Genomic DNA, 21,152 nt, shown 5'->3' with positions numbered 1-21,152 from the left:
TCGTCCAGCTCTTTTGGTGGGCTGTATTGCCGGACTCTGACAACGACACACCCACCATGGCGGCGGCAGCGTTGCCCCGCTGCATGATGGGCCGCCCCGTGTCACGCTGGTCGGGGATGCCGCCGCCAGCCCAGGTCGGCGTTATGCTGACCTGCAGGGTGGTTGGGCGATTTTCAGGGCTTGGACCCGACCGGCAGAATCAGCACCTCCAGGATCTTTTCCGTTTTTGCATCGATAGAAACAGTGTACATCAGACCTTCGCGACTAACGTCTACAACATAGCGCAGACCGCTACCGCCGGAGGCTTTTGCCAACTTCATGCCAGTGACCTTGGCAGTGTTCGGGGGGCAGGTCTGCTTGGCGATGGTGGGTGCCTGTAGGGGGTGGAAAAAACCCTTGCTCAAGCGGAATCCACAGGGCCTACTGGCGTTCATGGCGATGGCCTCTGCTTTGTTTGGACTGATGCGTGCCTGCTTGGCGTACTGCTGACCCTCATAGGCCCAAGAGGCGGTGCTGCTTCCCAGCCCGACGGTACCGACGAGTAAAGCGATAACGAGACGGCGTGACGTGGATTTCATAATACCTCCTTAGTTTATCTATTTAGATTGGTATATAACGTCATCCTTTTCATTGGTTGGTAAATGCGGGATCAGCCTACCACCCAAAGTTAGTATAGTAGGAAAGTTTCCAACGTAAAGGGGGATTTGCAGATTTCCGCACGCCGCAAAAGCCTTTCGCGGCGTGCGGAATTGCGGTGGAGCCTGGATGGATGCAAGCTTTGCCCAGGACGGGGTAGCTGACGATCTCCGGTTTGTGTGAAGACGGTGCGTGTGCTATAAAAAGGAGCTATGCGGTGCATGGCCGCCGCCCATGGCAGCTTAGATGCTGCCAGGGTATCGCCCCTCCGTTCGGAGGGCGTTCACATGGTGTATATGCGCAAGGCGAAGCAGGGCGATAGGTCCAAACCTGGGTGACATGGGCGCGGTCTGTGGGAGGCGGGTATGCCAATGAGTAGAGGAGGGGTAGGCGGTTGATCATGAATCGTTTCATTGTGGCCGTGTCGCTATGGGTATGGGCCGGGAGTGCGCTGGCTGTGCCGCTCACGCTCTTTGGTGTTCCCTTGCAGAATGCAACACGCGCCAGCTTGACGCCCGCTTTACAGAAAGCGGGCCTTCCCTGCACCCTGAACGGCCCCCAGCAATGGTTCGATACCTACCGGATAAACGGGCAGATGCCCCGCTTGCAAGGCGCAAGTAAATTTTCGGTGGAGTATGACAAAGATAACCGATTTGCTTTTGCCGAGTATAAATTCCCCAGCTTCAACGACACTGGGCAGGTCCAGAATATTATCACCATGGTTGGGTACAAGTATGGACAGCCCAGCAGCATCATCGGTGACATCAAGCACGGGCCGATCATGGCACGCTGGAAAGAGGGCGGCGGCATGGAGGTCAAGGTCTGGCGGGGCTGGCCGATAACCACTACCTACATGGATTTGGAGAATGTCGCTATTGTTCATGCGATGCGTGCAGCAGCATTCACTGACGTGCGCGATTCATTGCCTGCCCGAATCAATAATGCCGACCCTATCAATGAAAACAAAGTATGGCAGCCTCCGTCACCGGTGGAGGAAATCGCGCAGACGAACAACCAAACCTTTCCAGCGCTATTGGAATGGGGGGTAATCGCATTTTTTGCTGTGCCTGCTCTGGGGATGGTTATCTTTGGTCACTTCCTTTCCAGGGTGACTCGTATCCCTCGTTTTAGCGTGGCTGCGCGCGTTTTCTTTGCTAGGGTAAGTCAGTTTATTCGCCAGCCAGGATGGTTTTTGAAGGGAGGAAATGGGCGCTAATCGTGACATCTGGGCTTCTTAATCTTGGGTGTTGGCCCGAAAAGAGGGGTCGCAGTATATATCTTCCGTGTACCCGCGCAGCCATCGCAACAGATTTGGTGTGATTTATGCCGAGGCAACCATTGATCCGCATATTATCAACATCATGTCGCTGTCCACAGCCGTTGTTTATCCCCATAAACGGTATATTGGATAGACTTAAAGTAAGGATGGTAATTTATTTTTGTGTAACAATAAAAAAGATAATAATATTCGTAGGACCGTTTTGTAACGACTTTTTGCCTCTTCCCCTCGGGAAGCGCAGTTAGTCGCTCCATATGAACATGCACGGCCTGGTACTGGGCCTTTGCGCTGCGTCCTTCTCCTTCTGTTACGAGCATGATATGGGTGTCGAGGGGCGATAAGCATAACGTTAAATTAAGCTGCTCTGATATTGCCAAAGGTGTGAGATGTTTGACACCGTGATAGCGCTGAGCCACCATCCACAGCTAACAAAACCCTCGTCCTTCTCGGGACAGCGATCACCTTAGCATTGACGGCAGACTTGATTGCCATAGGCGCATATGGTATTAAACTGGTTTGAAAGTCGATGTTAAGGATATGGCGATAATGCGTGGTCTGAATCCCGTAAATATGCTTATACAGTCATCCATGATGAATGACCCACTGCGGTTGCGTGATTTAAACGCTTTTATCAGAGGGGACCGGTTTGACTAAGCAGAGCTCCGTCGGTGTCATAAATTACTCGAGAGCCCGCTTAGTAGTAAACTTTCTTGGTTCGATGCGGTTGGCTGTTAGTCTGCTGGTTTTATTGGCGATTGCCTCTGTTATTGGGACGATTTTGAATCAGCAACAACCCTACGAGGACTATGCGTTAAAGTTTGGCCCGTTCTGGTTTGATGTTTTTCGCGATCTTGGTTTATACAATGTTTACCGGACGAATTGGTATCTGGCTATTGTGGGTTTTCTCGTCTTGTCCACCAGCACCTGCCTGATCCGAAATACACCGCGCATGATCAGGGAAATGCGCGAGCCGGATACGGCCATGGCATCGGCATATGACCCGCAGGGTATGGCCAATAAAACGGAAATCATTTCGTCGTTGCCTATGGACTCTGCGACACAAATGGTGGTAGCCGTTCTGCGTGGACGCGGCTATCGGCCGAAGTTGCACGACCGTGGTGACGGCGGTATGGTCATTCTTGGCCGCAAGGGTCGCTATAGCCGCATTGGCTATATCTTAACGCATGCGGCGATTATCGTGTTTTGTGCGGCAGCCCTTTATAACGCGGATATTCCCGTGAAACTGGCCATGCTGACAGGTTCCACGCAACCGGAAAACAACTTTCACATTCCGCTGTCGAAAGTTTCCAAGAATGCATGGCTGCCCGTTGGCAATCCAGCATACCGCGGCACGGTTACCGTTCCGGAAGGGCAGTCGACGCAGGTGGCCTACGAACTGGTGGGGAACGGTTACCTCGTCCAGCCCCTCCCCTTTCGAATCAAGCTGAGGCGATTTCACGTCTCTTACTACTCCACCGGCATGCCCAAGGACTTTATTTCTAATATCGTCCTTTACAATGACCAAGGGAAAGTGCTGAAAGAAGCGAATGTCCGCGTTAATCACCCCCTCAGCTATGAAGGTGTCCAGATCTTTCAAGCCAGTTTTGTCGATGGCGGCTCGCTTCTGAAGATGAAGCGCTACATGCTGAATAATCCCAGTGCGGGCGCCATCCATCAAGAAGGCCGCGTCGGGCAATCAGTGGATCTTTCTGGCACCACATACAAACTGAAACTCAAAAACTTCTCATTGGATAACGTGGTGCCCGCCGCCGCCATTGAATCCGTACCGGCGGGGGACCAGCAACACATCAACCTGGGCCCGAGCTTTACATCTATCGCGCAAAGCGGATCCGGATCCGGTGCTGAATTTAAAACCTACATGCAGCCCATATCGAGAGGTGGGCAATCTTATTTTGTGCAGGGCGTAAGAACGGCATTTGGCACCCCCTACCAATACCTCTTCATTCCAACCGGGCCCAATGGAAGCATCGGACTGTTCATGAAATATTTATCGGCCCTGCAAAAACAGGCGATGGTAAATAAGAGTGAAAATAACAAGAGTTACGTGCTGAACACCTTCAGACAAGTAATCGCCAGGGACGCCCCTTCCATGACGGCAGATGCCGAGGCCGCCTATTTTCAATCGGCCATCAGCGCCATATTACAACTGAAGGCGTACCCGGTACCCTTCATTGTCACCCTGACCGGATTTGATCACCGCTGGGCGGCTGGGCTGGAAGTAACGAAATGGCCGGCCACCATCGTGATCTACTGGGGCTGCGCCGTACTGGTTCTTGGTATATTTATACTATTCTATTTACCGCAGCGCCGCCTTTCGGTGGTGTTGCGCACACTGACAGAGGGTACAGAAGTGATCATCGGCGGCACCAGCAGCCGAAACCCGTATGAGTTCACCAAAGAGTTTGATGGATTGGTGACCCGTCTCAGAAGCGTCCTGAGGAATCAGGATGACCAGAAGGAGAACAATGATGGCTAGTTCACGAGCAGATGAGTTGGTAGCGCTCACAAAGATTGAAGCAGAAGGTCGCTGGATTAACCGCCTTAGCAGGCTCGACTTGTTATGGTTCGCCGGACTCACGGTTACCGTCGGTGTACTGGTGGACGTTTTTAACAGTCAGTTTTGGTTTTGGCAGTATGTGGTCCTGGCCACCTGGTATGTCACGCTTGTTGCCGTTGGCATCCATTGGCGCGCTTTTCAAGTGGCCTTCCTGACCGTGCTGAGTGCCGCGTTGTTGGGTGTCTGGCTATATAGCATTGGGCAAACGCCCGCCAACGACGTCATCTTGCGCTACGTGCTGCAGGGTTACGCCGGCGTCATGTGGATGGTCGGGTTTTTTTTGGCGGCCACGGCGGCCTACCTGATAAATTTCTTTACCCTCTCGGAAAAGGTGGGGCGTCTGGCAACGGGGCTGACCTGGGTTGGCGTGCTCATGGGTTTCATCGCCCTTGGTGTGCGCTGGCGCGAAACCTACATCGGGCATCCCGACTGGGGGCACGTTCCGGTGACCAATCTTTGGGAGGTGATGGTGGTATTTTGTGCGGCCACTTCCCTCTTCTACCTCTACTATGAATCCCGCTTCAAGTCCAAAGCGCTAGGCGCTTTTGTGATGCCGTTGGTGGCTGTGGCCGCAGTGTTTCTGCTCTGGCTCACGTTTGTCCAGCATATGAATCGCATAGCCCCTATCATTCCGGCATTGCAGAGCTTCTGGATGAAACTGCATGTGCCCATGATGTTTGTGTCTTATGCGAACTTTACCATCGCCAGTCTGGTGGGTCTCGCCTACATTCTCGCTGACCGCTCGCGTAGAAGCGGCGGTGGCGGGATTCTCGCGCGAGCGCTTCCCAGCGGAGAGATTATGGACAACATGATGTCCAAGGCGATAGCCCTTGGCTTTTTATTGTTCACGATTGCCACCATCCTCGGTGCAGTGTGGGCGGCCAAGGCCTGGGGCGGTTTTTGGTCATGGGATCCCAAGGAAACCTGGGCGCTGATCGTGTGGCTGAATTATGCGGGATATCTTCATGCGCGCACCAGCAAGGGATGGCGTGGCAAGCAGATGGCGTGGTGGTCATTTATGAGTCTATGGGTAGTCACCTTCTGCTTTCTTGGCGTCAACCTCTTCCTTTCCGGATTGCATTCCTATGGCAAACTGTAACTAAACTAATATACCTTTGGTACTCTCAACTTCGTGCAGGACGACGAAGACACCAGAGGCCGAAAGTATTTCTGTGAAGGTGTGGCATGCGCTGTTTAAATGCCACACGAATTAGCAGAATATTATTCTCGGTATTAAAGGGTTTCAAATGAAGCAGCTGGTCATATTTGTTACTACGTTAGATATGGAGAATGTGGCCGCCATCGCGGATGTTTTCGATGGCGCCAGGGCTGCCTCTGGTGATTATCATGTTGAAATAATATTGACTGGAGAATCTGGTATTATTGCAACAGTACAGGCGGCGGAAAATGGTCTAGACGTAAAATTAATGTGCTCAATATATGAATCCATGAGATCTGCAAAATCGTCCGGTGTAAAAATTAACATTTGTGAGAGGTCTATCGAGTGGTGCAATTTAAATGATAACGGGCTTATTCCTGAGATCGATGGCATAGTAAGCAGCCAGTATATTATGGAGCGATCCACGCCCGATACCTACGTTGTCTATCTGTGAAAAATGGTATAATTAATATGGTGCTGTAATGTTCTATAAAACGGCTACTCGTTATGACAGGCAATATAACGCTAAGTTATTGTTGCAATTTCGGCAACAGGGCCAAAAGTTGCTTTTGGCTTACAAACCCAGTTATTAGACCCAACTTCCCTTTTTTGGGCAGATAGATGATGTCCGGCAGCTCATTGACGTTGATTTCTTGTAAGAATTTATTGTTTTCTTCTATTTTTTTGATTGTCGCGATGGTTTTCTGAGTTGCCGCTCCGATTGCGTCTGTCGCTTGTGGCAAATTGGCAGGTTTGCCGCTAGTCATGCTGTTGCCAATTTCCTGTTCGGCATGTTGCAATGCTGCTATGGGGTTGCCTTCCTGCAATATGGCAGCGGCTTCCGGCATGCTGCTAGGTTTTATTATGGCAACGGGAACATAACGAACCGTTAATTTGCCTTCACGAATAAGATCTGCTTCAGTAACATATATCAGGTGACAATATGGACAATTTGTATCGGTGAAATCGTATATTATTGGTCCATGGTGCCCTTCCTGAATAAATGTCAGGCGTTTCCCCATCCGGTTCCAAAGCTTGCTCGCGGTCATTTTATTGGGAGTGGTGGTGTCCTCTGCGGCCGTCGTGCTGTTTGGTGGAGTGGATGCGGGAGGTGCTTTTTTTGCGCACGCACTAATAAGTAGAACGGCAATGAATACCAAAAAAAACCGAACTATTAAAACTGTTGAAATGTTTGCCATTTGCCTACCTGTATGTTTTTCATCAATATGCTATCCCCAGCTTAATCATGAGTGCTCGATGAAGGCCTATGGGTGTGGATTATTTTCCTATTGTATCAGGTTACGGGGTATACTTTCGCGGTCTTGTGCTTGCAAAAAGAAGCTGCGCCTATGCAGCTGAAGCTTGAGGATGCAGCGCGTACCGCAGTATGAGTTTCTTTCTTGGCGCAGGCGGAAGAAAAAAAGATGACGCCGACCATGACGGAAATACGTACAAATGTGGAATATTTCAATGACGCTAACAGCATAAATATGATTCCTTGTTCAATGCGTGGTTTTCATGCTAACGCCATGAGGCCGGCGTATCCCAGCTAATCCAGCATCGAGTATTTGGTGAAAAGCTAACAGTTCTAAAAATGTGCATGATGCAGCTGGCCTAAAGCGAGTCCATAATGCTCGACGGAGCCCTCGTGCCCCATGCCGAAGCCATTATACGCTTCTTTTTACAGAATACTGCCTCAGATTATAGCGCCGGGCAAGTGGGTGGCCATCCCGAGTTTTGGGGGCAGCGGCCAAAAGTCCTTTCCCGGAATCAGCCAGGTAGCCCGCCACCGCGCACTGCACTGCACCAGGCCCCAAAATTAATCGCAGCACTCTAGCTGAGCAGTTTACTTGAAATATAACAAGATCTCACTTATACATACGCCATGTGACCAGATTGCGTGGCGATAGATAGGCGTCGCAGTGCTGGGGTGTCCATCAGCGACGGGATGTGGGGGGCAGGCTGTTTTGTGTAAGTTACAGCCATACTGCTGGAAAGCGCCGTTGGTATGGCTTGTCAAGTCCGGGATGAGGATGTTTCATGCCGCTCCGGAGTTGCTATTTGTCCTTTGCGGGACAAGGCAGACGGAAGCCATTATCCTCAACCAAGGCGAAGATGCCGTCTTGAAATGATATTCTGGAAATTTTTACCGGTCCTGGTACAAAGCTTGCTGTTGAGGAAATAAAAAACATAGAGATGCGTACGAGCATGACCAAAACAGGTGGTCTGTGGAATTGGCGAGGGGTCTTGTCTCTTTCGAATCAGGCATTACGTATGGAGGGGCTATGTTTCAACTGATTGTTGTTATAATATAATTTGAACGGTTGCACTCCATGTGATTCGGTTTTTTCCGATACAGTATCGACTACAAAGGAAAGCAAAATGGTAAAAATAGCTAAACTATCTATGGCATTTGTTGTTGTATACATGCTCTCCGGGTGTGCACTGTCTGGAGGTAGAGAACAAGCAAGCGCTTACCAAGGAATAGCATCTCGGCAAGATATCCAAAAAATTTCTGTCATACCACCAAAACAATCATCGAGAGTTGTAAAGCGTCCTAGTAAAATACCCAATCAGCAATATCGAGTAGCTAATACGCCAAAAAACGAAGCACCGAATTTAGATGAAAACCTGTCTGCTGAAACAGTGCGGTTCCGTGAACATATAAAAATTGGCGAGCAGTCCCAATGTGGCATGATTGTGAATATAAGAGGGGCAATCGCCAAGGTGCAGATGACTGATGGAGAAAAGTGGATGAAGATATCTGATTTGTATCCCGCCAATTCTGGGCGCGCATGTCAATTTGGTGCCGACGGTAGATAATCTTGGGGTTGCTCATGTATGCGCGAAGAGGCTATGGAGGCACATAGAGCCTATTCAGTTTGAATGTTCCCGGAATGCGGTTCCAACAATGGATGGTGCTGGTGGTGGCACGGAGGGCCACAGTCCAATTCCCGCCTTGGCACCGCGTGGGTTTCCCATTTTGGCGTAGGGTTGCGGCATGTGAGCGAGGGCAGCTTTGGGCAAATGAGCACGGTCCGCAAGGAGGAGAGATTGACATTTGTAAATATAGTATTATAAGTATCAGGGAGCGAATTTGTGTGTTGCACATTAGCGTATGGGGATGTGCTGATTTTCTAAGGTGTGGAAGCCGTGGCTCAATTACAGCGCATAGGGCTAGCGTTTCATTCCACGCGCTGGCTATTCAATTGCCTGAGAATCTCGTCTGAGATGCGGCAGTGTCGTTACCAAATTAATCCTACCATGCACAGTATCAGCCGAGACATACGAATGGTGGATGCATAATTATTAATTATATAGTGGAGGTGTCAACATGAAGAGATTGTCTGTGAATATGCTTGCATGGATCAAAGGCCTTATGGCACATCAGGCAATCGCTACGACGGCAATATTGGCGGTGTTGTCAATGTACGCTGTTGGATTTTATATGGCCGGAGAAAAACATGATTATGCTACCACATGGTTTTTGTATATAAATCCTATTATATTATTGGCTGCAATAGTAGTTATGGGGCAATATCTCTATCAATATGATAGCCATTTTGCCAACGGACGACCGCATATCGCGTGGCCTCAGTGGAAAATGTGGTCATTTGTCGCCGGGCTTTTTCTGACAATCATTCTATGGAATTCGCCACTAAACTTTTTGGTTCATCGGTCGATGACAATCTATACTATAAAATTAATGGGCGAATTCGAGCTGGCAGCACCTCTTTTGGTACTTGGTATGCCCGTCAATGTGACCATTAATAACAAGCGCTATTTATATGGATTTCTTCGATTCGCTCACAACCCGGCGGTAAGTAGCCTAGCCTTACTGTCACTATTGGTTTTGTGGAGCATGTCCAGCCAAATGTATCTTGGATTAAAATACAGTGTCATATTCACGTTGTTACCAGGGGCGTACCTTGCTCTGGGGACCATTCTGTGGATGCAGTCTCTTAAGGTTTTCCCGTCATTGCCAAATCTTCGAAATCACTTGCAAAAAGCGGGTTACGTATTTGTAACCGAGTTGGTTATGATGGGGATGGGTGGCATGTGGTTCTGGAGTTCCACAAACACCAATCCTATGGGATCCTCACATATACTTTGGGGGATAACCCCGCTATCAGATGAACGTTTTGCCGGGATAGCAATGATGGCGCTATCATTGCCGACAATGTGTCTCGTAAGTTGGCACTTTTGGCGATGGATAGAGGATATTTTATATGACCCGGAAACACTGCTTTTTGTTGATGGCGAAGACTAATGTGTTTTATACAAAGTCAATTCTACAAGAATTAAAGCGGTGCAGGGGACGCTCCCCACTTGATGTGTATTGCTGATCGTAATGCTATGATTGTAAATAATTATATGCATATTCTGCGGTTCTCTACTGTTAAAGTATAACCAGGGTGGAGCCCGCCATGCAGGCAGAAAAAATTCGCCGAAGTGGAGGAGGGGGGAATGGGTGCATATTTGCGCAGGCATTCATCTCATGCATTGCGGTATGCCGACAACAGGAGAAAATCGAGTGTCACGTACTAATACCAGCAATACCATCTCACCGAAAGCCAGCGCACTAACACGTTTAGCCGCTCGCTGCTTTATTGACGGTGATCACGCCCTGCTATCGGCACTGGGCGATGCGATAGATGCGCTTCTGGTAGATGAGGATGACGAAACCCTCCAGGCGGCATCCGATGAACTGGTCGAACAGGATCTTGAGGCAGCGGCGGATTTCTGGGAATTTGCCAAAGAGCGCGCGGAGATGTTCCTGACGGAGACCGGTGAAGTGACCACCCTCTTTGCTATTCCCATTCTGGAGCCGGACAAAATTGCCAGATTTTCTGCTGATCTGACTGCCACCGCGCTGGTCCGCTACGGCCTTGTCTGCGAGCGCGCGACCGTCACTTTTTATCCTGTTCCCGTCGATGGCGGATGTTTACTGAATATGGATCCGGTGGATATTTTTCGCTTGCACCGCCAGATGGGCATGGACCACCACCTGGTAGCGGAAATGCTGGGCAACCCGCAGACGCCACAAAATATACCGTCCTATATCTGTTTTATAGGTACCATCACCTATCCTGCACAACTTCCAGGACCTTGCCTGGCCTGGCAATTGGATGTGGGAGAGTATTTGGATCGGTACGGGAAATGGTCCGAACATGTCGATCAGGAAGCGTTATGGCTGGAGACCCGATGCAATGCGCTAGGTATCCCGGGCCGCTTTGTCTTTGCCGTCCGTGAAGGCGCACAGGAGTACCAAGAGCTGATGCTGGTGGAATTTATCCAGAATGCGGTAAATTTTTCGCAGAAGCCACAGCACATCCTCGCCAAACTCACAGACGGCATAATGGAAGATATGACTCTGGAGTTATACGATGCACAGCAGCATTTTGGTGCATTGCAGATATCATGGCGATCCTTGGGTGAAACGCGCGCGGAAATATTGGAAAAACTCTTTGATGCGTTGCGGGCAGCCGGCATCTCCGGAATGATGTTTGAGACCCACGCAACGTCCACCAAATGCAACAGGGCGATGCATTGAGATGCACTCCCTAAACTCCAGGGGGTTAAAAAGTGCTGTGCTGTGGATGGGTGGCTAGCAGTTCTTCTGCTTCCTGGCAGAGTCCGCGTCGCTCCAGGATAGCGCCGGGCAGGTGACCACCCGCCTGGCGCCATAAGACCGCCGCACGAATACCGCTGAGCAGGAGGGTGCGGATGCGCGCGGCATCGTCAGGGTCGCTCAGAAAGCGGCTTTCACCGCTGACAATGATGCGCGGGCGCAGGGTACCGATGGCCTCGGTGTAGGTCTGAGCGAGTCCGGCAATAATGCTGCGCTGTGTCGGATCGCTAAAATGAACGACTTGGCGCTGTGCTTGTTCGATGCCTTCCTGGACGCGTTGGGTAGCGGACGAATTTTTAAGCAGACGCTTGCCAAGAGTGGTTAGCGCCATGCTGTAGCGTAGCAGTTCGGCCTCTCGGGCATCGCCGGGGCCGCGTTGTAGCAGAGGGCAGAGCAGGGCCAGGGACTGACGCAGGCTGTCGATATCGCCCAAGGCACGCAGGCTGTCCTGGCACTCCAGAGCGAGAATGCTCTGGATACAGATCTGCAGCAGTTCTCCAGGCTGAGTACCATTACGCGCAATGTTCTGCACCAGCAGGGCGCTGCGCAGGACGCCAGCGAGGGCCAGGGCGCGGTCGCGGCGCCGCCGGGCATCAGGAAGAAGGAATGACCACATGGTTTTGAGCCTGTCTGGAGAAAGGGCGGATGTGTTGCTGGAAATGAGCGCGTGCCTGACCAACCTGCATCGCCTACGCGGCCTTGCCGTTCAGGATGTTGCCCAGGGTCTGGGTCAGCGCTTTGGCCTGTGCATCCGTCAGCTTGTGCCCACACTCGTTGAGGATGAAAAAGGTGTCTTCTACCCGTTCGCCAAAAGTGGAGACTTTGGCACCGTGGATATTGAGTTGTAGGGTGCGTAGTGCCTCACCCACCTGATAGAGCAGACCCAGATGATCGGCGGCACGTACCTCCAACAGGGTATAGCGAGGTAGGACGCGGTTGTCTACCCGGATCTCGGCGGGAATATGGGCAAAAAAACGATGACGTGGATCGCGATGACGTAATCCAAAGCGGGGTTTGCTGGTGGTCTCGCCATCGATGACCGCGCGAAGCTCTGCAGCGAGGTCAACGTGGGCCTGATTGCTGTGGGCGAAGGCGTGGCTGTTGTCGATGACTAGAAAGGTGTCGATAGCGCGCCCGTCTTCACTGGTATCGATTCGGGCATCGATAATGTTCAAGGACTGCCGATCCAGCGCACCGATAATCTGCTGAAAAAGCCCCGGACGGTCCGAACCATAAAGCAGAATTTCACTGCCCTCGGGCGCATGGGGCCGTACGACGACGAGGGTTTTGCAGCCTTTGTATGCCAGTATTTCCCGGCAATGCCAGAGCAGTTCGTCCTCGCTGTAACGCAGGAAATAAGGTCCAGAAAGATGTTGCCAGAGCGCGCGTGCCCGCAACTGGTCCATACTGGCGATCCCCTCTAAAACAGCGCGCTGTTTGGCGGCGACGATTTGTGGAAGGTCTTGTATCTGACGATCATCCCGCCGGAGTTCGCTGGCTGTCGTCTGGTACAGTGTGCTGAGCAGCAGTCCCTTCCAGTCATTCCAGAGTTCTGGATTGGTGGCACGCATATCGGCGATGGTGAGGAGCAGAAGATAGGCAAGATGCCGTTCATCCTGGACCAGATGGGCAAAATCGCGGATGACCTGCGGATCTTCGAGATCACGCCGCTGGGAGACGCTGGACATTTGCAGATGTTGTTCCACCAGCCAGACGACCAGTTCCGTATCGCAGGACGACAACTGTAAACGCCGGGCAAAGCGTCGAGCTTCCTGCGCGCCGATTTTGGAGTGATCGCCACCGCGGCCTTTGCCGATATCGTGGAAGAGGCCGGCCAGCACCAGTAATTCCGGTTTTTCGATCTGTTTTCGGGCGGCGTTGGCAATGGGCATCTGTGGCGTCTCGCCGATCCACATCTGACCGAGGTTGCGGAGCAGAAAGAGTGTGTGCTGATCAACGGTATAAACGTGGAAAAGATCGTGCTGGATACGTCCGGTAATCTCTCCGAAAGCGGGGAGTATTCGCGCCAGAATGCCACATTGTTGCATCATTTTAAGGCTGCGATAGGCGCCCTCTGGTTGGGTGAGAATGGCGAGAAATTCCCTCCGTGCAATGGGGTCGCGATCCAGGTCACGCGGCTGAATAGCGCTCCGTAACCCGTAAAGCTGGCGCTGGGTTTGGGCATCGAGGGTGCGCCGCCGGAAGTCCTCCGCCAGGCCGCGGAACAGGCTCAGAACGTGTTGGAGCAATTGCGGATCATCGTGGCGCAGCGTGGGCCGGGGCAGTGTGGCGCGCTGGTCGGTTTCCACTGGTACCGCCTCGCGGGTGGCCAGTTGCTGCGCGATATTTTCCTGCGCAATGGCAGAGACGCGCAGGATGTCGGCGAAGGCGCGGTAGAGCTTTTGCATTAATTGTTCGACGGCGCTGTGCCCGGGGCGGTCAGTGTAGCCCAATTGCCGCGCCAGCGGCACCTGCAGGTCGAGGCGCAGACGGTCTTCGTGGCGTCCAGTGGCATAGTGCAGGGCGATCCGCAGGCGGGAGAGCAGGGCCTGGGCGCGTAGGAGTTGGCGGTATTCCTCACCGGTAATGATGCCCTCATCGCGCAGACGACGTAGGCTGCCCTCCCCAAAAGCACTGGCCGCGAGCCATTGCAGGTGATGGATATCGCGCAGCGCGCCGGGACCTTCCTTGATGTTGGGTTCAAGATGAAAGGCGGTATCACTGCACCGGGCGTGGCGATTTTCCTGTTCCGCCAGTTTGGCGGAGAAAAACAACGGCGGGGGCCATGGGGGGGTATCCTGCAAGGCGCGAATCAGGTCTTGCAGCAAGGGACGTGATCCCACGAGATAGCGGGATTCCAGTAAGGTGGTAGCGATACCCAAATCCTGACGTGCCTCCTGTAAGCATTCGTCCACGCTGCGGACACTGTGTCCCACCTGCATTTGCAGATCCCAGAGGCTGGTCAGGAAGCCTTCGATGAAGTTCTTTTGTATCGCGGTCAGGACGCTGGGGGTCAGGATCAAAAGGTCAATATCAGAACCGGGGAAAAGTGCACCACGCCCGTACCCGCCTACGGCCACCAGGGTGAGTTGTTCAGCGGTTGGCATGTCTGTGCCCGATGGTGCCTGCCAGAGCGTGCACAAGGTGCTGTCCACCAGGCGACAGTGCTGGCGGAGCAAGGTGCTGCTGCTCTGCCGTGGAGAAAAGGCGGCTTGCAGCGAGCCCTGACCCTCGCGCAAGGCTGCATGGGGTATGGGCGTTCGGGAGGCTTGCGCAGCGCGATTCGCCATTCTTAGATGGGGTCGCCGGGTAGTTGAGTCAGTATTTCGTAGCCATCGTCGGTGACCAGAATAGTGTGCTCCCATTGGGCGGAGGCACTGTGATCCTTGGTGACGATGGTCCAGCCGTCGGGCAGGGCCTTGATATGGCGTTTGCCGGCATTGACCATGGGCTCGATGGTGAAAGTCATGCCCGCTATCAATTCAATGCCTTCGCCGGGATTACCATAGTGCAATACCTGCGGTTCGTCGTGGAAAACGCGGCCAATCCCGTGCCCACAGAACTCCCGCACAATGGAGCAATGCTGTGCCTCAGCGTAAACCTGAATGGCGTGGCCGACATCGCCCAGAGTTGCGCCGGGCCGTACTTGCTGAATGCCGCGCACCATGGCTTCGTGGGCGATTTCCATCACCCGCCGCGACCGCAAGGGCACCTCGCCGACAGCGAACATCTTGCTGCTGTCACCGTGATAACCATCTTTGATGACGGTGACGTCAATGTTCAGCATGTCGCCATCCCTGATGACGCGGTCGCCCGGAATGCCGTGGCAGATCACATGGTTGAGGGAGATGCAGACGGACTTGGGGAAGGGTGGATATTCCGGGCTGGGCTGATAGTTGAGCGGCGCTGGAATGCCTTGCAGATCATTGACGATATAATCGTGGCAGATACGGTCCAGTTCACCGGTGGTGACGCCGGCTTTGACATGTGGGCCGATCATCTTCAGCACCATGGCCGTGAGTTGGCCGGCAACCCGCATTTTTTCGATTTCTTCCAGAGTTTTGATGCTGCCTTGGGGTGATTTTTTGCTGCGTTGCAACATACTGCCCTCCTGAAGCGACTAAAAGAGAAGCGTTTCCGCCGCGCTTACGGTTATTTTATCAGGACTGACGTGGGTCCGGTAGGCCAGAATTTCCACACCATCGGCGCGCGCCTGGCGCAAGGCCTTTCCATAGGTTGGATGAACGACGTCTGCTGGGGCAAAACCCTGACCATCTTCCCGCCCAATCAGAAAAAACATCACCGCTCGCCCGCCGCTATGGACCACCTCGGTCAAGGCATTCAGATGGCGCAGGGCACGACTGCTGACCGCATCTGGAAAGCGAATGACGCGGTCGTCCTCCAGCAGCGTGCAGGATTTTACCTCTACATAGCAGGGCGGCTGGCCTTCGGCGCTGAGCAGTATGTCAACGCGCTCATGGTTGCCATAAGGTATCTCTCGACGTAATTGCGTGTAATGTTGCAGGGTGGGTATTTTACCTGCCGCCAGGGCTTCGGCGACCACCGCGTTGGGGCGCTGGGTGTTGATGCAGACCCAACTGGCGCCGCTCCAGTAGAGCTCCCAGGTCCAGGCCAATTTGCGTTTGGGGTTGTCGCTAAGAGAAATCAGAATGGGCTGACCAGATTCGGCACAACTGCGCATGCTTCCGGAGTTGGGACAATGCACAGTGAGTATTTCGCCACTGGCCAACTGGCAATCGGCCAAGAAGCGCTTGTAGCGGCGCAGCAGCGTGGCGGAGGTTAGTGGGGGTAGATCCATCGTGGGTAGCTTAGCGCTACGCTGTGTTACAGGCCAGTGGCGGTCATGCGATAAAGAAGCTTCTCTTCAGTCATCCGTGTCAACGCCCAGTCACGCCATACCGGTGCGTCGGCAGCATGAAGGTCAGGAGGAGTCACCCAGCCCAACAACCGCAACGTCTCCTCCCAGGCCTGACTGGGGTCGCCAGCCCAAGCGGGGCTATCGGTGCTTTTGGAGAGCTTGCTGCCGTCGGCGTTGCAGAGCAGGGGCAAGTGCCCATATTGCGGATGGGGCAGGCCCAGGGCGCTTTGCAGACAACGCTGGGTACCAGTGAGCGTAAGCAGATCGCCACCGCGAATCACTTCGCTGACGCCTTGCTCCCCGTCGTCGACGACACAGGCCAGGATATAGGCGAAGTAGCCGTCGGCACGCAGCAGGATGGGGTCACCCTGTGGTGCGGGCAGTTGTTGCCGGCCATGGAAACGATCCTCCCAGGGGGGCAAGATGTCGGGCACCCGCAGGCGCCAGGAACGGGTCTGCCGTCCGGGTGGCAGACCCGGCCGGCAAATGCCCGGATAACGTTCGCCGAAGCCCCGGATTTCCTGACGGGTGCAGGCACAGGGGTAGATTATGCTCTGTGCCCGCAAAGCCGCCAGCGCTTCCTGGTAGACATCCTTGCGGGCGGCCTGGGTTTGCACCGGTCCGTCCCAGTCCAGCGCCAGTGCCTCCAGTTGTCGGAGAATAATGTCGGCGGCACCGGGACGCACACGGCCCTCATCCACATCCTCCAGACGCAGCAGCCAGCGCCCGCCCTGACTGCGGGCGCTGAGATAGCTGCCAATGGCGGCGATGAGTGATCCTGCATGGAGTGGGCCGCTGGGTGAGGGCGCAAAGCGTCCGGTGACGGTGGGGGTGCTGGGCATGGCTTCCTTCGGGTGATGTCCTTGCTATAGTAGCGCGAGTATCGGCAAAAACGGAGTGAACATGGCGGGCGGAGAGTTTGCGCTCATCGAACAGTTACGGAGCCGTCTGGGCACGGAAGGCAGGGGCGTGCGGCTCGGTATCGGTGATGACGCCGCCTGGCTGGACCCCGCGGGTCGGCAACTGGTGGCGACGATGGATACCCTGGTTGCCGGTCGCCACTTTTTCCCCGATGTCAGCCCGGAAGACCTCGCCTGGAAAGTCCTTGCGGTGAATCTCAGCGACCTGGCTGCCATGGGTGCGGAGGCGCGCTGGTGTCTGCTCAGTTTGGCCCTGCCGCAGCGGGAGAAAGGCTATGGGGCGTGGATTGAAGCATTTGCAACGGGCTGGAGTGCACTCGCCGATCGGTATGGCGTTACCCTGGTCGGCGGCGACACGGTGGCTACGGATGGGCCGTTGACCCTCTCCGTAACCGCGTTGGGGCTTTCGGATCACGGGGTGATGCGCCGTGACGCGGCTCGGCCCGGAGACGTGATCTGGGTCACCGGCAGTCTCGGGGATGCGGCCGCTGCCCTGGACCTGGCTTTGGTGAAGCACGGCCATGACGGGCAGGCCTTTCCCTGTTCAGCACCACAGCGGGACGCATTGGAGGCGCGACGGCTGCGTCCCACGCCCCGTCTCGAATTCGGCGCAACGGCGCTGGCAAGTGGTGTGCTTTGTGCCGTGGATTGTTCCGATGGCTTTCTGGCCGACCTTGGCCATATCCTGAAAGCTTCGGGTGTCCGGGCGCAGGTCGCCCTGGATGCGCTGCCTTTGAGCCCGGAACTCGCGGATCTGGCGCGGACCGACCCGGAACGCCTGCAACGCTGGCCCCTCACCGGCGGCGATGATTATGAACTGATCCTCTGTGCCGCTCCTGTCTTATCGACGGCAATGCAGGAGGCCGCCCGGACGCTCTCCCTGCGCCTGACGGCGGTGGGCAGCATCCTGCCTGCGGCCCCCGATGCCCGGACCGCGGTCACCTTGACCTGGCGGGATGAGCCGCTGCCGCCACCTTCCACCTGGGGGCATGTCCATGCACTCTAGACCCTGGTATCAGTGGCTGGCATTGGGCGGTGGCAGCGGCCTGTCGCCCATCCTGCCCGGCACCATGGGCACCATCGCTGCCATTCCCCTGTATCTGCTGCTGGCCCTCGTGGTGCAGAATAATATGGTTTATACGCTGGTGTTGGTGACGATGATCGCCGTGGGGCCGTGGCTCTGCGGGGAGACCGCGCGGGAGATGCAAAACGGCGGTGGCAAAAGGGCCCTGGATCCCCCGGCTATCGTCTGGGATGAATGGGCGGGCCTGCTGCTCACCCTCTGGCTGCTGCCTTTCGGCTGGTGGACGCTGCTCGTCGGGTTCCTGCTCTTCCGCTTTTTTGACATGCTCAAACCCTGGCCGATTTCCTGGCTGGATAAACATATTCATGGAGGCACGGGTATTATGCTCGACGATATCGCTGCCGCGATCCCGGCGCTGATTATTCTGCGGCTGATGCTGTGGGCGGGCTGGCTGTGACGAATGTCCGTCCTACGGAGTCCGTGCAGATATTTCTGCCCATGCGTCCCGCGGCCCTGCCCGATGCCCAGCGTCTGGCGGCCTGGGCCAGGCTGGCCGGGATGGATGTCCGGGTGGAACTCGTCGCCACTTTGCCCGATTGTTCCGGTATGGCGGTGGCCATTGGCAAGTTTGCGAACGCCGCGGACTGGATAAAATCATCATTTCGTACCCATCTGCCGGCCGGTGACTGGGCCGCGTTGCGTGATTGGGCAAGCACACATCTGCCCGCTTGCGACGTGCCTTTGAGCCTTTTCAGCGATAACGGCACCACGTTGGAAGTTTTGCCGGGCGAGTATTGGGTCGAAGCCGGAACGCCGTGCGCCATATCGCTGGACATGGCACCGCCGGAATGGTCCTTACTCCAGCACGCCCGTGCGCTGGACACCTGCCTCGCCCTGGCGGAGTCTTGTACCGGCGGTGATCTGGCCGCTCGGATCACCGCCCTGCCAGGCTCCTCGGCGTTGCTGCGCCACGGATTTGTCACCTACAGTAATGCCGCGAAAATTCAGTTGCTGAAGGTGCAGGAGGCGACTCTCGCGCGGGTGGGGGCCGTAGCGGAGGAGACCGCCCTGGAAATGCTCGGGGGTGCATTGCACGAAGCGGACATCGCCGCAGCCATCACCGGCATCGCCGGGCCGGGAGGCGCCGTGCCCGGCAAGCCGGTGGGCACCGTCTGTATTGCCTGGGGCGCGCGCGCCGCGGAACCGCAGGTGAGAACCTGTCACTTTCACGGAGACCGTTGGTCGGTGCAGTATGCCGCGGGTTCGGTAGCTTTGGGCGGGTTATTGGGATTATTGCGCGGGGCTGGTTGAACGGCGGCCACCGTGCCGGATCAGAATTATGCTGCAGTGGCTTTCAGTCGTTTGCCCCGCCCGCCCGCTCAGGTAGAATGCCGGAAAAGGTTGTTCCGATGACCTCCGCGGTACCGAGTCATCAGGCCCTGCCGCGCGCCACTACAACAACATGGTGTTTTGCAAGGATGGGTTAACCCTCAATTCAGGAGAAGGAAAGCATTATGGACGAACAGCGTAGCAAGGCCCTTTCGGCGGCCCTCTCACAGATTGATAAGCAATTTGGTAAAGGCGCCGTCATGCGTCTCGGTGATCATAATGCCATCAAGGACATTGAGGTCTATTCCACCGGTTCGCTGGGGTTGGATCTTGCTCTAGGTGTCGGTGGTCTGCCGCGGGGGCGGGTGGTAGAGATTTACGGACCGGAATCTTCCGGTAAAACGACCCTTACCCTGCACGCCATAGCCAGTTGTCAGGCTGCCGGAGGCACGGCGGCTTTCATTGATGCCGAACATGCTCTGGACCCCGGTTATGCCCATAAGCTCGGCGTCGATCTGGAAAATCTCCTGATCTCCCAGCCGGATACCGGCGAGCAGGCGCTGGAAATCGCCGATATGCTGGTGCGCTCCGGGGCTGTCGACCTGATTGTTATCGATTCCGTGGCCGCACTGACCCCCAAGGCGGAAATCGAAGGCGACATGGGTGACTCCCACGTCGGTCTGCAGGCGCGTCTGATGAGCCAGGCCCTGCGCAAGCTTACCGCCAATATCTCCCGGACCAACACCCTGGTTATTTTCATCAACCAGATTCGTATGAAAATCGGGGTGATGTACGGCAGCCCGGAAACCACCACCGGTGGTAACGCCCTCAAATTCTACGCCTCCGTGCGCCTCGATATCCGCCGCATCGGCGCGATCAAAAAGAGCGACGAAGTGGTAGGCAACGATACTCGCGTCAAGGTGGTCAAGAATAAGGTGGCACCGCCTTTCCGCGAAGCCGAATTCGCCATTTACTACGGTGAAGGCATCTCCCGTCTTTCCGAGTTGGTGGACCTCGGCGTGAAGTTCGACATCGTCGAAAAAAGCGGCGCCTGGTACAGTTATCAGGGAGAACGAATCGGCCAGGGCAAGGATAACGCCCGCCAGTATCTCAAGGAACATCCGGAGTTGACGGTCAATATCGAGCAACGGATACGGGCAGCGGCGGCAGGACATCCACTGGCCTTTGCCGAAGACGCGGTAGAGCCCGCAGCGGTCGGGTAGTTGACGGCAGAACGCGACGATCCCACCGCGCTGGCGCTACGATTGCTGGCGCGCCGGGAGTATGGACGTCTGGAGTTGCGTGACAAGCTGCTCCGTGCGGGATGTGACGCAGGGGATGTGGCGCTGGCGCTGGATGCACTCGTCGCTGCCGGCTATCAGGATGACGCGCGTTATGCGGAAATGCTCACCCGTACCCGCCTGCGTCAGGGGCACGGGCCGTTGCGCTTGCGTCAGGACTTGCAGCGGGCGGGGGTCGAAGTTACCGCAGACCTCGAGATTAACTGGCTGGTGCAGGCGCGGGCGGTTTGTCAGAAACGTTTTGGCGAGACAGTGCCAACAGATGCCAAAGATTATGCCCGGCGTGCCCGTTTTCTGGCAGGACGGGGATTTACCGGAGAGACGATTCGCCGGGTGTTGGCCGCGGACAGAGAAAGGGATTTTTCTGCGGATTGACAGGGGTGAGGGGGCGGAAAATCCTCGCCCGGAGACAAAA

At 55.0% G+C, this 21,152-nt stretch carries 19 protein-coding genes; 12 read left to right on the top strand and 7 right to left on the bottom strand.

The features are described 5' to 3' along the window. Positions 1-173: 173 nt before the first annotated feature. Positions 174-578: a hypothetical protein gene (locus tag PJU76_RS07460; RefSeq protein WP_215848809.1), complete on the bottom strand. Its 405-nt coding sequence runs from the start codon at positions 576-578 to the stop codon at positions 174-176. Between the two features lie 458 nt (positions 579-1,036). On the opposite strand from PJU76_RS07460, the gene PJU76_RS07455 reads away from it, so the two are divergent. From PJU76_RS07455 to PJU76_RS07440, 4 genes are all read left to right on the top strand, one after another. After that, on the top strand, positions 1,037-1,852 hold the full coding sequence (locus PJU76_RS07455) for a hypothetical protein (RefSeq protein WP_271781001.1): 816 nt from the start codon (positions 1,037-1,039) through the stop codon (positions 1,850-1,852). Between the two features lie 709 nt (positions 1,853-2,561). Next, on the top strand, positions 2,562-4,412 hold the full coding sequence (locus PJU76_RS07450; protein WP_271779009.1) for a cytochrome c biogenesis protein ResB: 1,851 nt from the start codon (positions 2,562-2,564) through the stop codon (positions 4,410-4,412). Beyond that, a complete protein-coding gene (gene ccsB / locus PJU76_RS07445; protein WP_271779008.1) occupies positions 4,405-5,592 on the top strand; it encodes a c-type cytochrome biogenesis protein CcsB in 1,188 nt (395 codons plus the stop codon). Before PJU76_RS07450 ends, ccsB begins: the two co-directional genes overlap by 8 nt. A gap of 148 nt (positions 5,593-5,740) precedes the next feature. Further along, positions 5,741-6,106: a hypothetical protein gene (locus PJU76_RS07440; RefSeq protein WP_271779007.1), complete on the top strand. Its 366-nt coding sequence runs from the start codon at positions 5,741-5,743 to the stop codon at positions 6,104-6,106. A gap of 76 nt (positions 6,107-6,182) precedes the next feature. Here the strand turns inward: PJU76_RS07440 and PJU76_RS07435 are convergent, their stop codons facing one another. Next, positions 6,183-6,851 carry a thioredoxin fold domain-containing protein gene (locus PJU76_RS07435; protein WP_271779006.1) on the bottom strand — a complete coding sequence of 223 codons (669 nt, stop codon included), beginning with the start codon at positions 6,849-6,851 and terminating at the stop codon, positions 6,183-6,185. A 1,183-nt stretch (positions 6,852-8,034) separates the two neighbouring features. Here PJU76_RS07435 and PJU76_RS07430 point away from each other — a divergent pair. The 3 genes from PJU76_RS07430 (at position 8,035) to PJU76_RS07420 (ending at position 11,206) form a co-directional block, all read left to right on the top strand. Next, entirely contained in the window at positions 8,035-8,475 is a 441-nt protein-coding gene (locus PJU76_RS07430) for a hypothetical protein (RefSeq protein WP_271779005.1), read from the top strand. A 511-nt stretch (positions 8,476-8,986) separates the two neighbouring features. Then, positions 8,987-9,922 (top strand): cytochrome c oxidase assembly protein, encoded by a 936-nt coding sequence (locus PJU76_RS07425; protein WP_271779004.1) that lies wholly within the window; start codon positions 8,987-8,989, stop codon positions 9,920-9,922. 264 nt (positions 9,923-10,186) lie between these two features. Then, a complete protein-coding gene (locus PJU76_RS07420; protein ID WP_271779003.1) occupies positions 10,187-11,206 on the top strand; it encodes a hypothetical protein in 1,020 nt (339 codons plus the stop codon). Between the two features lie 25 nt (positions 11,207-11,231). Here the strand turns inward: PJU76_RS07420 and hflD are convergent, their stop codons facing one another. From hflD to gluQRS, 5 genes are all read right to left on the bottom strand, one after another. Beyond that, on the bottom strand, positions 11,232-11,900 hold the full coding sequence (hflD, locus tag PJU76_RS07415; RefSeq protein WP_271779002.1) for a high frequency lysogenization protein HflD: 669 nt from the start codon (positions 11,898-11,900) through the stop codon (positions 11,232-11,234). 73 nt (positions 11,901-11,973) lie between these two features. After that, a complete protein-coding gene (gene glnD / locus PJU76_RS07410; RefSeq protein WP_271779001.1) occupies positions 11,974-14,574 on the bottom strand; it encodes a [protein-PII] uridylyltransferase in 2,601 nt (866 codons plus the stop codon). A gap of 2 nt (positions 14,575-14,576) precedes the next feature. After that, entirely contained in the window at positions 14,577-15,386 is an 810-nt protein-coding gene (map, locus tag PJU76_RS07405) for a type I methionyl aminopeptidase (protein WP_271779000.1), read from the bottom strand. 18 nt (positions 15,387-15,404) lie between these two features. Next, the gene (gene sfsA / locus PJU76_RS07400) at positions 15,405-16,103 is read right to left on the bottom strand and encodes a DNA/RNA nuclease SfsA (RefSeq protein WP_271778999.1); all 699 of its coding nucleotides are present in this window, start codon (positions 16,101-16,103) and stop codon (positions 15,405-15,407) included. 26 nt (positions 16,104-16,129) lie between these two features. After that, entirely contained in the window at positions 16,130-17,005 is an 876-nt protein-coding gene (gene gluQRS, locus PJU76_RS07395; protein ID WP_271778998.1) for a tRNA glutamyl-Q(34) synthetase GluQRS, read from the bottom strand. Between the two features lie 61 nt (positions 17,006-17,066). On the opposite strand from gluQRS, the gene thiL reads away from it, so the two are divergent. From thiL to PJU76_RS07370, 5 genes are all read left to right on the top strand, one after another. After that, a complete protein-coding gene (gene thiL / locus PJU76_RS07390) occupies positions 17,067-18,089 on the top strand; it encodes a thiamine-phosphate kinase (protein WP_271778997.1) in 1,023 nt (340 codons plus the stop codon). Then, positions 18,079-18,564 carry a phosphatidylglycerophosphatase A family protein gene (locus PJU76_RS07385; RefSeq protein ID WP_271778996.1) on the top strand — a complete coding sequence of 162 codons (486 nt, stop codon included), beginning with the start codon at positions 18,079-18,081 and terminating at the stop codon, positions 18,562-18,564. The genes thiL and PJU76_RS07385 overlap by 11 nt, the downstream gene beginning before the upstream one ends. Continuing rightward, complete coding sequence (locus tag PJU76_RS07380; RefSeq protein ID WP_271778995.1) at positions 18,561-19,418, top strand: CinA family protein; 858 nt, start codon at positions 18,561-18,563, stop codon at positions 19,416-19,418. The genes PJU76_RS07385 and PJU76_RS07380 overlap by 4 nt, the downstream gene beginning before the upstream one ends. A gap of 203 nt (positions 19,419-19,621) precedes the next feature. Further along, positions 19,622-20,659 (top strand): recombinase RecA, encoded by a 1,038-nt coding sequence (gene recA / locus PJU76_RS07375; protein WP_271778994.1) that lies wholly within the window; start codon positions 19,622-19,624, stop codon positions 20,657-20,659. Next, positions 20,660-21,112 carry a regulatory protein RecX gene (locus tag PJU76_RS07370; RefSeq protein WP_271778993.1) on the top strand — a complete coding sequence of 151 codons (453 nt, stop codon included), beginning with the start codon at positions 20,660-20,662 and terminating at the stop codon, positions 21,110-21,112. The last annotated feature ends 40 nt before the right edge of the window (positions 21,113-21,152 follow it).

Source organism: Acidithiobacillus ferriphilus (assembly GCF_028215975.1).
GTDB classification, from domain to species: Bacteria; Pseudomonadota; Gammaproteobacteria; order Acidithiobacillales; family Acidithiobacillaceae; genus Acidithiobacillus; species Acidithiobacillus ferriphilus.
Note: the sequence above shows the minus strand (reverse complement) of the source record. Positions and strands in the feature narration are given on the sequence as shown.